Raw genomic sequence first — 13,274 nt, forward strand, 5'->3', positions numbered from 1 at the left:
GACGTCACCCTAACTCAGGGGCGGCCAAGTTTTTAATACGAAAAGCAGCTAGCGACCTGTACGACGGTTCTATCGATAGTGCGCAACAGTATTAAACCTCGCCCTCTTATTGCGATAGCTTCTACGCTGAACGACCAGACTGCATGCCCACAGATGGTTGAAACAGCCATCTAACCGTGTGGGAATTTTTATGATCAACCGCCGAACACTGCTTTCTTTGCTGGGCCTTGCTTCCCTGACCCTGCAGGGCCCTTCCGCCTGGGCAGCGGAGCCGCTGACCCTGACGGTGGGCGACCAGTTCTTCTCCAACCGCATCGTGCTGGAGCTGTCCGGGGAGCTGAAAGACCTGCCGTACACCATCGATTTCAAGCGTTTCAACACCGGCTCCCCCGTGGCCTCGGCAGTGGCCAGCGGTGCGCTGGACGTGGGCATCGTCGGCGATACCCCGGTGATCAGCCTGGCCGCGAATGGCGCGCCGGTGAAGGTGGTCGCCAGTACCCAGACCAGCCTCGACGGCGTCGGCATTGTGGCGCGCAACGGCATTCATTCAGTGGCCGACCTCAAGGGCAAGACCGTCGCCATCTGGAACGGTTCGTGGAGCCAACAGTTGGCGTACAAGGCGTTGGATGAGGCCGGTGTGCCGCGCAGCAGCGTCCACTTCAAGTACCTGCTGCCGGCGGAGGCGAGCCTGGCGTTGACCCAAGGCGACATCGACGCCTTCGGCACCTGGGAACCCTACGTGTCGTTGCAGGAAAAAGAAGGCAGCAGCCTGATCCGCAACGCCAAAGGCTTGATGAGCGCGCCCACCTACATCGTGGCGTACGAGCCGGCCCTGGCGCAGAAAAGCGCGATCATCAAAGACTTTGTTGCCCGCCTTACCCGCGCTCGGGAGTGGAGCAACACGCACATCGATGAGTACGCCGAAGCCTGGTCCAAGGCCAACCAGTCGGCGCCGGAAATCGCCAAGGTGTGGTTCAAGCGCGATGCGATCAAGGTACTCCCGATCTCGCCGACGATTGTCAGCGAGGCCCAGGCAACGGCGGATTTCCTGGTGGATGCGCAGATGCTGAAGCAGCGGTATGACGTGGCGCCGTTGTTTGATCGGGTGCTGAACTAGGATTTTTCTTCCGGGGCTCATCGGAAACAAAAAATCACTGGCATCGACAGGGAGTAGCCATCAGGCTACAAGTGATTCTGTGACTGATCTGATTGGCAGGACGCCCGAGTTTGATACAGGGCTCGACGGTTTGAGGGAGGGATAAAACCGATCAGAAGCGAGGAATCAAGCGCGCAAAAGAGATTCTTGATGCTCTAGGGGTTGAGCTGACCGTGCAGCCCATCAAACGACCACGCTCGGCGAAACAACCAAGATCAACTGTGGGAGCTGTCGAGCCCCGGCGAGGCTGCGAAGGCGGCGGTACTGCTGGCTTTTTTCGCCTGACACTCCGCTATCGCAGCCTCGCTGAAGCTCGACAGCTCCCACAGGGGATTGGCTGTGTTGGCGGGATTTTGGTTGTACCTGCCAGCACGATTTCAGCAACAACCAAGCTCCCACATTGACCTAAGTTGCCTTAGGGAATTACCGCACCAGGCACGGCTGCTTGTTGTTGAAGCGCCATCCCGGAATCAGGAACTGCATCGCCACGCTGTCATCCCGCGCGCCGAGGCCCATGCCTTTGTATACCTCGTGGGCCTTGGCCACCGCGTCCATGTCGATCTCCACACCCAGGCCTGGCTTGCTCGGCACTTTCACGTAGCCGCCTTCGATTTTCAGCGGTGCCTTGGTCAGGCGTTGGCCGTCCTGCCAGATCCAATGGGTGTCGATGGCGGTGATGTCGCCGGGGGCAGCGGCGGCGACCTGGGTGAACATCGCCAGGGAAATATCAAAGTGGTTGTTGGAGTGCGAGCCCCAGGTGAGGCCCCAGTCGTTGCACATCTGCGCCACGCGCACCGAGCCCTGCAGGGTCCAGAAGTGTGGGTCGGCGAGGGGGATGTCCACCGATTGCAACTGGATCGCATGGCCCATTTCGCGCCAGTCGGTGGCGATCATATTGGTGGCGGTCTTGAGGCCGGTGGCGCGGCGGAATTCGGCCATGACCTCGCGGCCCGAGTAGCCGTTCTCTGCACCGCAGGGGTCTTCGGCGTAGGCGAGTACGTGGTGCTGGTCGCGGCACAGGCGGATGGCTTCTTTCAATGACCAGGCGCCATTCGGGTCGAGGGTGATGCGTGCGTCGGGGAAACGTTCGGCCAGGGCGGTGACGGCTTCGATTTCGGCATCGCCACTGAGCACGCCGCCCTTGAGCTTGAAGTCATTGAAGCCGTACTTGGCTTGGGCGGCTTCGGCCAGGCGCACCACGGCGTCGCTGGTCAGGGCCTTTTCGTGACGCAGGCGGAACCATTCATCGTCGCTGTCGGCTTCGTTGCGGTAGGCCAGGTCGGTCGCGTTGCGGTCGCCGACATAGAACAGGTAGCCGAGCATTTTCACCGCATCGCGCTGCTGCCCTTCACCGAGCAAGGCGGCTACGGGGACTTCGAGGAACTGACCCAGCAGGTCGAGCAGCGCGGCTTCCACGGCGGTGACGGCGTGGATGGTGATGCGCAGGTCGAAGGTTTGCAGGCCGCGGCCGGCCGCATCCCGTGAGGCAAAGGTGCTGCGCATCTGGTTGAGGACACGCTGGTACTGGCCGATCGGCTGGCCCACCACCAGGCTGCGGGCGTCTTCGAGCGTTTCGCGGATACGCTCGCCGCCGGGGACTTCACCCACGCCGGTATTGCCGCTGCTGTCCTTGAGGATGACGATATTGCGCGTGAAGTAGGGGCCATGGGCGCCGCTGAGGTTGAGCAGCATGCCGTCGTGGCCGGCGACGGGGATGACCTGGAAGTGAGTGACGACGGGAGTATTCATGGCAGGTTCCTAAAGGGGCTCAGAGAGGTTTGCTGATGGCAGCGCCTGTTGGCGCGCTGGGCGACGTCAACACGGCAGACGGCGACGTCTTGGCGAAGAACACCAGGATCGCGGCGAGCACCGAGGTGCCGGCCAGGCCGTAGAGGCCGCCCTGGATCGAACCGGTGGTCTGTTCGAGAAAGCCGAAGGTGGTCGGCGCAACGAAGCCGCCCAGGTTGCCGATGGAGTTGATCAACGCGATCACCGCTGCGGCGATGCGCACATCCAGGTATCCCTGGGGGATTGGCCAGAACAGCGACGATGCCGACTTGAAGCCAATGGCCGCAAAACAGATCGCCACAAAGGCAAACACCGGCCCACCGGTGGTGGACATGAACATGCCGGCCGCTGCAATCAACAGCGCTGCCGCCACCCAGGCCTGCTGGAACTTGAACTTGCCCGACAGCGAAGCGAAGGCGTACATGGCGATGATCGAAATCAGCCAGGGAATCGAGTTGAAAAAACCGACCTGCACATCACTCAAGTCTCCCATTTTCTTGATGATGCTCGGCAGCCAGAAGGTCGCCGCGTAAATCGTCAGTTGGATGCAAAAGTACAGGGCGCAAAACAGCAGGATCTGACGGTCCTTGAGCAGCTTGCCAATCGTCGGTTTGACGGTGGTGAGGGCTTCACGTTCGCGCTGTTCCTGGTCGATAGCGTTGACCAGTGCGTCCTGTTCTTCGCGGGTCATCCATTTGGCGTCGTGGGGCTTGGAGTCCAGCCAGAACCACACAAAGAAACCGATCACCACCGAGGCCAGGCCTTCAATGGCAAACATCCACTGCCAGCCGTGAAAGCCAAACCCTTCGATCTGCAACAGCACCCCCGACAGCGGGCCGGAAATCAGCGAGGCCACCGCAGAACCACTGAGAAAAATCGCGATGGCTTTACCGCGCTCCACGCCCGGCAGCCAGCGGGTGAAATAGTAGATCACCCCAGGGAAGAAACCGGCTTCGGCCACGCCCAACAGAAAACGCAGGATGTAGAAGTGGGTTTCGTTCTGGATGAACGCCATCATCGTCGCGACGATGCCCCAGGTGAACATGATGCGGGTCAGCCAGATACGTGCCCCGACCTTTTGCAGCAGCATGTTGGAGGGCACTTCGAAGAGGGCGTAGCCGATGAAGAACAACCCGGCGCCGAACCCATAGGCGGCGGCGCCGATGCCCAGGTCATGTTCCATGTGCGTGCGTACAAAGCCGATATTGACCCGGTCGATGTAGTTGAGGATGAACATGATCACGAACAGTGGGAGCACATGGCCCTTCACTTTGCTCACGGCGCGCGCGAGGACCGAATCACTTTCTGGTGCGGCAGATGCATGGCTTGAATTGTTCACAATTCAAAACTCCCCCTGATTATTTTTATGCGGGTTTGCGTGTTTTGTTGATAGACATCATACAAGTTGTTTTCTTTTTATCGCAATGCATGGGGGCTATTTTTGCTCTTATAAGGGGCCTGCCTGATTGTGTGTTCTGGTTATTTTCCAGTGTTTACGGGTTTTTTGCGCGTTTGGCGAAAGGGGAGGCGCATTTCTGAAATTATTACTAAATCGGCGGTTCAGGTTGGTTGTCATACAAGTTTGGCGTATTTTTGATTTGCAGGACCTTGCCCGTCCAGGCGGTGTTAAGCTCCCCCCAGCCCAACCCCGTGGACCCGCCGTAATGCCGATTGATAGCGCAGCCCCTCCCCGTAGACGCTCCACCAACCTGGCCCAAGGCGTGGTCGATGCCCTGACCCAGCGCATCCTGCTCGGCCAGTTGAAGCCCGGTGAAAAACTGCCGTCGGAATCCACCATCGTGCTTGAGCATGGGGTGAGCCGTACCGTGGTCCGCGAGGCGCTTTCGAAGTTGCAGGCGTCCGGGTTGGTCGAGACGCGTCATGGCATCGGTACCTTTGTGCTGGCGCAACAGGCTCAACAAGGGCTGCGCCTGCACGTGGACACGGTGGCCAGCGTGCGCAACATGCTCGAACTGCGCCTGGGCCTGGAGGTGCAAGCCGTGGCGCTGGCGGCCTTGCGCCGAACCGGGGAACAACTCGCGCACATGCGCCAAGCGCTGGATGACTACCAAGCCTCCCTGGCCAACAACGACAGCTGCGTGGAGGAAGACAAACGCTTTCACCAACTGATTGCCGAGGCCACCGGCAATACCTTCTTCACTGAAATCATGCTGCACCTGGGCAATGCGATGATCCCGCGCACCCAAGTGAAGGGCGATGAACGTGGCGGTGCCGACTTTGCCAAACTGGGTCAGTTGGCGAACCTGGAACACGAGGCGATCTTCAATGCGATCAAACGCCAGGACCCGGACGCCGCCCGCGCCGCTATGGTGCTGCACCTGACCAACAGCCGGGATCGTTTTTCGGGGGAGCAAGACCGGTGAACGAACACACTTTATCCCTGCGCCTGGAGCGCGTGGCGGCGAACGTGCCCCATGGCGCGCGCCTGGCCGATATCGGTTCCGACCACGCTTACCTGCCGGTCGCGTTGATGCGCCGGGGGGTGATCGCTGCGGCAGTGGCGGGGGAGGTGGCGACGACGCCTTTTCATGCAGCGCAACGCACCGTGCGTGACAACGGCCTGGAGCAGCACATCACCGTGCGCCTGGCCGATGGTCTGGCGGCCATCGAGGCGTCGGACGGGATCACCGCGATCAGCGTCTGCGGCATGGGCGGCGAGACGATCCGGGACATCCTGGAAAGCGGCAAGGCGCATCTGAGCGGCCAGGAGCGGCTGGTCCTGCAACCCAACGGCGGTGAGCAGCCGTTGCGTCAGTGGCTGATGGACAACGGTTATTCGATCCGCAGTGAAGAGCTGCTGCGGGAGAACCGTTTCTATTACGAGATCATCGTTGCCGAGCGCGCCGGGCCGGTGGTGTATAGCGCTGAGCAGCTGTACTTCGGCCCGCTGCAGATGCAGGCGCGTAGCCCAGCGTTCATCGCCAAGTGGCAGCGCATGTTGCATCAGAAGCAGAAGACCCTGGCGAGCCTGGAACACGCGCGGCAGGCGGTGCCGGAGGACAAGGTGCAAGAGATTGCCCGGCAGGCGGGGTGGATTGCTCAATTGCTGGCGTGAGCGGGTGAAGGGTTAAAAGCGTCAGGTGGCCAACGTTCTTTTCGGGGCTGCTGTGCAGTCCAGCGCGGGGCAAGCCCGCTCACCACCAGTAAGTTTGCGGGCCCTCAAGTTCGGTTGGGGAGCGGCCGATAGGATGCCTGTGATTAAGGGTGTTTTGGAACGCGTCTCGGGCAGTCGTCTCCGACGGTGACAGCGCCGTTGTCGATGCTGAGTGTTTTCGCCCCATTTTCGAGCACGCAGAGGAGGCTGCTGGTGCACCGCCCGCCCTGTTTCAGGGCTGTGCAGCAGCGGCCCGTATCTTGCTTGGGCCTTCTCAATCAATGACATGGCATTTTGCCGTTAGTCATTTCAAGCATTCGCCCACCGTCGCACCGTGTGGGTTGTTTTGGGGAGTTGTCGTACATGCACAGCCTTTTGTCACCCGGTATCCGCCTGCTCGGGCGTTTCGGCTTTGCGCGTAAGTTCCAGGTCCTGTTTTTCCTGTTCATGCTGCCCCTGGCGGGTAGCCTGTGGATGATGGGGTCCGACTATCGCGACAAATTAAGCGTGATTTCCAGCGAGCAGTCCGGCCTTCGGCAGCTGTTAGCGCTGGACGCGTTAGATGGCCAGTTGACGGCTCAGCGCAACCTGGCCGCGCGCTGGAAAGCGGCAGACATCCTGCACGCCCCGACGCCGGCGGCGAAGGCCGCGATGGACAAGGTCGATGCGAATTTCCCAGTGATCCAGCAAAGCCTGCAAGCCTTGGGCGATTCGTTGAAAACCCAGAACGCCAGCGCTGACATCCTGTCGCGCTTCGAGGCGTTGCAGGCCACGGTCAAGGGCATGGACTCCCAATCCCTGCGCACCGTAGGCTGGTGGCCGGACGGTTATGATCGTTTCACCGCGGCCCTGACGGCGATGCAAACCCTGCGCGAGCAGATCACCCTGGACGCCGGGCTGATCCTCGATCCGTGGCTGGAAACCTACATGCTCATGCAGATGGGCACCCAGCACACCCCTGACCTGATAGAGCGGGTCGGCCGGATGGCCAGCGTCGGGCAGTCGTCTATTTCTTCGGGACAGTTCACTTTGCAAAGCCGGTTGCAACTGCGCGACCTGCGCAGCCGCATCGGCGATGCGCGGGACCAGTTGGCCAAGGCCGCCGCCTCGCTCAAGGCCAAGCAATACGCCGGGATGGAACCGTGGACAGCGCAGTACGACACCAGCCTGCAGTTGCTGGATAACGAACTCAAAGTGCTCGACGACGGCGTATTCGGCGGCAGCATCAAGCTCGATACGGCCGGTTTCGAACGCAGTATCGACGCGATGCTCGACTCGCTCGGTGCGCTGCGCATTCAGTCGCTGAAGTCCATGGATGCGCGCCTGAGCTACTACCACGACCGCGCGAGCCAGCAGTTCATCCCGCTGGCGCTGACGTTCGGCCTGCTGGCCTTGGCGGCGCTGTACCTGTTCATGTGCCTGCAAACTTCCATCCGCCGCAGCGCCAGCGGCATCACCACGCTCGCCGAGTCTTTGCGCGATGGCAACCTGTGTGTGGAAGTGGCGGTGGAGGGGCGCGACGAACTCGCCGCCATCAGCACCGCGCTGAACGTCGCGGTGGTGCAATTGCGCACCAGCCTGCTCGGGGTCAATCACGAAACCCAGCAGCTCGGCTCGGCGGTGCTCACCCTCAATTCGCAGTCGGGCAGTACCCTCACCGAAGTCGAAGACCAGCAGCACCAGATCAGCCAGATTGCCGCCGCCGCCACGCAGTTGGCCGCCACCTCCCTGGGCGTCGCGCAAAGTTGTGAACAAGCCTCGGGCAGTGCCCAGCAAACCCGGCGCATCGCCGAAGACAGCAGTCGCGACAGCCAGCGCACCACCGCCAGCATCCAACAGCTCAACCAACGCCTGACCGACACCGCCAATGCATTGGAACAAGTGAGCCAGCAGGGCCAGCAGATTCAGTCGGTGGTCGACACCATTCGCGGCATTGCCGAGCAGACCAACCTGCTGGCACTGAACGCCGCCATTGAAGCGGCGCGTGCCGGCGAGCAGGGCCGGGGGTTTGCCGTGGTTGCCGATGAAGTGCGCAGCCTGTCGCAACGCACCCAGGCCTCCACCGCGCAGATCGCCGGCACCGTGGACAGCCTGCGCGCCACCGTCAGCCAGGCGGTCACCCTGATGGGGGCCGCGTGCGATCAGGCGCTGACCGACGCCGAGTCCGTCACCGGGCTGGGCGCGCGCTTAGGCGAAATCGCCGGCGCGGTGCAGAACGTCACCGACACGCTGGCGCAGATCGCCACGGCGGTCGAGGAGCAGGCCGCGACGGCGGACGAGGTGAGCGGCAACATCCAGCAAGTGGACCAGGCGGCGGGGCGCTTGCTGGAGGGTGCGCGAGCGGTCAACCGCGCGGCGGACACCCTGAGCAAGGGCAGCCAGGCGTTGAGTGACAACACCGCGCGGTTCCGGTTGAGCTGAGGGTTATTTCGCTGCGGTATGCAGCACTTCAATCCACAGCGCGCCTTTGCCCGACGGTGCTTCGCTCACCCGCTTCAAGGCACCTGTGTCGCTGACGGCATAGGTGCCAACGGTGTCGCTTTTTTCACCCGTCACCAGCAGCCACTGCCCATTGGGTGAGAAGGCGATATTGCGCGGCTGTTTCTCTTCTACCGGGTAGTTGTCGAGAAAACGCAGGCCGCCGGTAGCGGCATCCACCGCAAAGGCCGATACCGAACTGCTGGTGCGCTCACTCATCAGCAGCAGCTTGCCATCCGGCGAGAGGCGCAGGTCGGCCGCCCAGATGCGCGGCGTCGGGTCGTCTTTCAAGTCGTTGTTGCGCGCATCCCGCACTTCGCCGTGGGCCAGTTTCAAGCGATCGGGAATGCCGTTGGCCACGCCAATCGGGGTCAACGCGCCGCTGCGGTCATCGATGGAAAACGCGGTGACGGTGCCGCTCATTTCCCCGACCACGTACAGGTATTTACCGTTGGCCGAAAACGCCAGGTGCCGAGGCCCGGTGTTGGCCGGGACACTCACGTAGCCAGTACCGATGGGCGTGAGTGCGCCGGTGTCGGCGTCGAAGCGGTATTGCAGCACATGGTCCGCACCCAGATTGCCCGCGTAGGCAAAGCGATTGCTCGGGTCGGTGCGCAGCGAATGCGCGTGGGGGCCGGTCTTGTAGGTGAGGATCTTGTCGGCCTTGTCGACGGGCTGCACGCTGAGGGTGTCTGCACCGTAAGACGCGGCGAGCAAGTAACGCCCGGCGCGGTCGGTGGCCAGGTACGCCATGCTCTCGGCCAGCGGCGCCTTGGACTGCGGCGTCAAATGCCCGCTGGTGGGGTCAATGCTGAAACCCTGGACCTGAAACGGCTTGACCCGCAAGGCGGCGAACAGCGTTTTGCCGTCAGGGCTGAGGGCCATGGGGTTGACCTGGTCGCCGGCGTTGACTTGATTGACCAGCTTCAGCGCACCGTTGTCTTCGTCGAGGCGGTACTGGGAAATCATCCCGTCACCGGGGCTGGAGATATACGCAAAGGTGGCGGCGTTGCCGTGTGCACTGAAGCCGCAGACAACGGCGGCGGCCAGGAGGAGAGGTTTATTCACTGCGGAACCCTTATTTTTATGATTGTGGTCAGTCATCGTATGACTGTAAATGAATCTCGGCAATGGTTGTTTTTTTAACGCGATGGGCGATGGCCTCGCTCCCTTGCTGGCCTCTTCTGGTGATCGAGCTTTTGTGGTGAGCCCGCTTACCCCAACGATATTAAGCGCCGCAATAGGCCCAGATACATTCAGTCATCAAGTGATACTGGCCCCCCGCACACCGCACGCTAGCGTTATTGCTCTTCAGGACTTTCACCAAGAGCAATGGAATGCGCCCCACACCCCAATCCCATCGTCTGCGTCACGGTCGCTATTCGGAACACGGACGCAGCTACCTGATTACCGTCGTCGTTCATCACCGTCAGCGTCTATTCACAGACCTTTCCCTGGGGCGTCTGCTGGTTGCCGAATTCCGGCAGGCTCATGAGCGGGGACTGGTCGACTCTCTGGCCTGGGTCATCATGCCTGACCACATTCACTGGTTGTTTGAGTTGAAGCAGATGACCTTGGCCGACGTGGTGCGACGCATGAAGTCGCGTAGCACATTGACCATCAACCGACGCCGTCAAAGCAAAGAACGTGTCTGGCAACCGGGCTATCACGACAGGGCGGTGCGGGAAGAGGACGATATTCGCAAAATGGCCCGCTACATCATTGCCAACCCATTGCGAGCCGGCTTGGTGGAGCGGGTAGGGGATTATTCATTATGGGATGCGGCGTGGCTTTAAGCTGAAACGGAGGTTTTTCCAGCAAGACCGCCCGTTCGGCTCACCCTGTTTTTGATGAGCGGACTTCTCTGGCAAGCAAGCTTTTGTGATGAGCAAGCTTTTGTGATGGTCGAGCTTTCGTGGTGAGCGGGCTTTTGTGGTGAGCGGGCTTGCCCCGCGCTGGGCTGCGCAGCAGCCCCCAACCTGGCCACGCGCTCTGCCTGATTCAACGCACCGGTCGCATTAGGGCCGCTTCGCAGCCCAGCGCGGGGCAAGCCCGCTCACTACAAAAGGCCCGCCCCTCAGCACCCAATCAGAAACCCTCAGCCCCCCGTGCGCACTTGCTGAGCTCATCTGGTGAAGCCTCTGTAGTGATCGAGCTTTTGTGATGGTGGAGCTTTTGTGGTGAGCGGGCTTGCCCCGCGCTGGGCTGCGCAGCAGCCCCAAAACCTGGCCACGCGTTCTGCCTGATTCAACGCACTGGTCGCATTGGGGCTGCTGCGCAGCCCAGCGCGGGGCAAGCCCGCTCACTACAAAAGGCCCGCCCCTCAGCACCCAATCAGAAACCTTCAGCCCCCCGGGCGCACTTGCTGGGCTCATCTGGTGATCGAGCCTCTGTAGTGATCGAGCTTTTGTGATGGTGGAGCTTTTGTGGTGAGCGGGCTTGTCGAATCGTCGCACCGCCCGCGCTGGGCTGCGTAGCAGCCCCAAAACCTGGCCACGCGCTCTGCCTGATTCAACGCACTCGTCGCATTAGGGCCGCTTCGCAGCCCAGCGCGGGGCAAGCCCGCTCACTACAAAAGGCCCGCCCCTCAGCACCCAATCAGAAACCCTCAGCCCCCCGGGCGCACTTGCTGGGCTCATCTGGTGAAGCCTCTGTAGTGATCGAGCTTTTGTGGTGAGCGGGCTTGCCCCGCGCTGGGCTGCGCAGCAGCCCCAAACCTGGCCACGCGTTCTGCCTGATTCAACGCACTGGTCCCATTAGGGCCGCTTCGCAGCCCAGCGCGGGCGGTGCGACGATTCGACAAGCCCGCTCACTACAAAAGGCCGACCCGGCGCATTAACTCAGGAACCTTCAGCCCCCCGCAGGGCTCACTTGTCTGGTCGCCCCGTTCCCTGCCGAAAGGAATCCGCATGCCCTCGACCTTGCCAACGCTCCCCATGCACGCCCCTGTCGAACGTGAACTCAGCCTGCGCGCCGTGATCACCGGCACTGTTCTTGGCATTCTGCTCACGCCTTCCAACGTGTACGCCGGGTTGAAGATCGGCTGGTCGTTCAACATGTCGATCATCGCGTTGCTGGTCGGCTACGCGATCTGGCAAGGCCTGTCCAAGCGCTCCTCCGGGCAACTGCCGTGGACGCTGCATGAAAGCAACATCAACCAGACCGTCGCCTCGGCAGCGGCGTCGATCATTTCCGGCGGGCTGGTGGCGCCGATCCCGGCTTACACCTTGCTCACGGGCAACCAGCTGGACGCTCTCCCGATGATCGCCTGGGTGTTCTCGGTGAGCTTCCTGGGTATCTGGATCGCCTGGTACCTGCGCCCATCACTGCTCAATGACAACGCACTGAAATTCCCCGAGGGCATGGCCACCCTGGAAACCCTGCTGCACATCTACAACCACGGCCGCGAAGCCGCGACGCGCTTGAAGGTGTTGCTCAGTGCGGCGTTACTGTCCGGCTCGGTCAAGTGGGTGGATACCTTTATCTGGGCCTTCCCGCGCTGGTCGCCGAGCGCCTCGTGGGAGCGCCTGACCTTCACCGCCGACCCATCGCTGTTGCTGGTGGGCTTCGGCGGGATCATCGGTATTCGTGTGGGCTTGACGCTGCTGCTCGGTGCTTTGCTCGCCTGGGGTGGCCTGGCGCCGTGGCTGTTGGCGCAAGGCCTGGTGACATTACCGGCCGACAGCAGCGGCCCCCAGTTCGCCGCCCTGGTGGAGTGGTTGCTGTGGCCGGGGGTGAGCCTGATGGTGTGTTCCACCTTGGCCTCGCTGGCCATCCGTTTATGCGCCTTGCACCGGTCGACCCAAGCCGATGGCGGTACCCCTTGGCGTATCCCCAAGCCCGGACCTGCCGCCGGTTTCGCCCTGTCGATTGTGCTGGTGGTGGGCCTGCAGGCGCTGTTATTCGGGATCAACCTGTGGATGGCCTTGCTGACCATCCCGTTGGCCATCTGCCTGGCCGCCGTGGCCGCGCGCGTCGTCGGTGCTACGGGTATTCCGCCCATCGGCGCCATCGGGCAACTGTCGCAGCTGAGCTTCGGCATCGTCGCGCCGGGGCAGGTGCCGATCAACCTGATGAGCGCCAACACCGCCGGTGGTTCGGCCGGGCAATGCACGGACCTGATGAATGATTTCAAGGTGGGCAAGGCCATTGGCGCCACGCCGCACAAGCAAGTGATCGCGCAGATCCTGGGGATTTTCGTCGGCAGCATCGTGGGCGTGTTCGCCTACCTGGCGCTGATTCCCGACCCCCACTCCATGCTGCTCACCGAAGAGTGGCCGGCACCGGCGGTCGCCACCTGGAAAGCCGTGGCGCAAACCCTGACCCTCGGGCTGGATTCGTTGTCGACGAGCATCCGCTGGGCAATCGTTATCGGCGGCTTAGTCGGCGTGTTGCTGGGCGTGCTGGACAGCACCTTGGCGGCCCATCGCGCCCGCTACCTGCCCAGCGCCGCCGCCTTGGGCCTGACCTTTGTATTGCCGGCCTCGGTCTCGCTGATGATGGCCCTGGGCGCCGTGCTCACCTGGCTGGTGAGCTGCCGCTGGCCGAGCATCACCGAACGCTTTGCGATCACCGCTGCGGCGGGGTTGATTGCGGGGGAGAGTATTACGGGCGTGGGGGCTTCGTTGTGGGCGATGGTGGGGAACGGCTGATCAGCCGAATGCCTCTTTTCCAACCGATGCCCCTGGTAATGATGGCGCTCGTCACCTGGAAAATTATTTGATGGCACTGCGCGAC

The 13,274-nt window shown here is 62.0% G+C and carries 9 protein-coding genes; 6 read left to right on the top strand and 3 right to left on the bottom strand.

Annotated features, from left to right (window positions below; all coding sequences use genetic code 11):
- The first annotated feature begins 190 nt into the window (after positions 1-190).
- The gene (locus tag QCBJ_RS28835) at positions 191-1,117 is read left to right on the top strand and encodes an ABC transporter substrate-binding protein (RefSeq protein ID WP_102062095.1); all 927 of its coding nucleotides are present in this window, start codon (positions 191-193) and stop codon (positions 1,115-1,117) included.
- A 462-nt stretch (positions 1,118-1,579) separates the two neighbouring features.
- Here the strand turns inward: QCBJ_RS28835 and gudD are convergent, their stop codons facing one another.
- Both gudD and QCBJ_RS28845 read right to left on the bottom strand, forming a co-directional pair.
- Positions 1,580-2,905, bottom strand: coding sequence for a glucarate dehydratase (gene gudD, locus QCBJ_RS28840; RefSeq protein ID WP_102062096.1), 1,326 nt, complete (start codon positions 2,903-2,905; stop codon positions 1,580-1,582).
- Between the two features lie 19 nt (positions 2,906-2,924).
- Positions 2,925-4,283 (bottom strand): MFS transporter, encoded by a 1,359-nt coding sequence (locus QCBJ_RS28845; RefSeq protein WP_015885037.1) that lies wholly within the window; start codon positions 4,281-4,283, stop codon positions 2,925-2,927.
- A 325-nt stretch (positions 4,284-4,608) separates the two neighbouring features.
- Between QCBJ_RS28845 and QCBJ_RS28850 the strand changes: the two genes are divergently transcribed.
- The 3 genes from QCBJ_RS28850 (at position 4,609) to QCBJ_RS30885 (ending at position 8,480) form a co-directional block, all read left to right on the top strand.
- Positions 4,609-5,328 carry a FadR/GntR family transcriptional regulator gene (locus tag QCBJ_RS28850; RefSeq protein ID WP_046036683.1) on the top strand — a complete coding sequence of 240 codons (720 nt, stop codon included), beginning with the start codon at positions 4,609-4,611 and terminating at the stop codon, positions 5,326-5,328.
- Positions 5,325-6,020 (top strand): tRNA (adenine(22)-N(1))-methyltransferase TrmK, encoded by a 696-nt coding sequence (locus QCBJ_RS28855; RefSeq protein WP_102062097.1) that lies wholly within the window; start codon positions 5,325-5,327, stop codon positions 6,018-6,020. The genes QCBJ_RS28850 and QCBJ_RS28855 overlap by 4 nt, the downstream gene beginning before the upstream one ends.
- Positions 6,021-7,472: 1,452 nt before the next feature.
- Positions 7,473-8,480 carry a methyl-accepting chemotaxis protein gene (locus tag QCBJ_RS30885; RefSeq protein ID WP_370636186.1) on the top strand — a complete coding sequence of 336 codons (1,008 nt, stop codon included), beginning with the start codon at positions 7,473-7,475 and terminating at the stop codon, positions 8,478-8,480.
- Between the two features lie 3 nt (positions 8,481-8,483).
- Here QCBJ_RS30885 and QCBJ_RS28865 read toward each other — a convergent pair whose 3' ends face one another.
- Positions 8,484-9,605 carry a lactonase family protein gene (locus QCBJ_RS28865; protein WP_102062132.1) on the bottom strand — a complete coding sequence of 374 codons (1,122 nt, stop codon included), beginning with the start codon at positions 9,603-9,605 and terminating at the stop codon, positions 8,484-8,486.
- 269 nt (positions 9,606-9,874) lie between these two features.
- Here QCBJ_RS28865 and QCBJ_RS28870 point away from each other — a divergent pair, with 269 nt between their 5' ends.
- Together QCBJ_RS28870 and QCBJ_RS28875 are read left to right on the top strand one after the other, a co-directional pair.
- Complete coding sequence (locus QCBJ_RS28870; RefSeq protein WP_064052818.1) at positions 9,875-10,333, top strand: transposase; 459 nt, start codon at positions 9,875-9,877, stop codon at positions 10,331-10,333.
- A gap of 1,113 nt (positions 10,334-11,446) precedes the next feature.
- Complete coding sequence (locus tag QCBJ_RS28875) at positions 11,447-13,189, top strand: OPT family oligopeptide transporter (protein WP_102062099.1); 1,743 nt, start codon at positions 11,447-11,449, stop codon at positions 13,187-13,189.
- Positions 13,190-13,274: the final 85 nt, after the last annotated feature.

The organism is Pseudomonas sp. QC2, from assembly GCF_002859085.1.
GTDB lineage: Bacteria > Pseudomonadota > Gammaproteobacteria > Pseudomonadales > Pseudomonadaceae > Aquipseudomonas > Aquipseudomonas petroselini.

Excerpts from the sequence above, each read along its gene's own strand:
- gudD (WP_102062096.1), bottom strand. The coding sequence starts at position 2,905 with ATGAATACTCCCGTCGTCACTCACTTCCAGGTCATCCCCGTCGCCGGC.
- QCBJ_RS28835 (WP_102062095.1), top strand. The coding sequence starts at position 191 with ATGATCAACCGCCGAACACTGCTTTCTTTGCTGGGCCTTGCTTCCCTG.
- QCBJ_RS30885 (WP_370636186.1), top strand. The coding sequence starts at position 7,473 with ATGTGCCTGCAAACTTCCATCCGCCGCAGCGCCAGCGGCATCACCACG.
- QCBJ_RS28870 (WP_064052818.1), top strand. The coding sequence starts at position 9,875 with ATGCGCCCCACACCCCAATCCCATCGTCTGCGTCACGGTCGCTATTCG.
- QCBJ_RS28850 (WP_046036683.1), top strand. The coding sequence starts at position 4,609 with ATGCCGATTGATAGCGCAGCCCCTCCCCGTAGACGCTCCACCAACCTG.
- QCBJ_RS28875 (WP_102062099.1), top strand. The coding sequence starts at position 11,447 with ATGCCCTCGACCTTGCCAACGCTCCCCATGCACGCCCCTGTCGAACGT.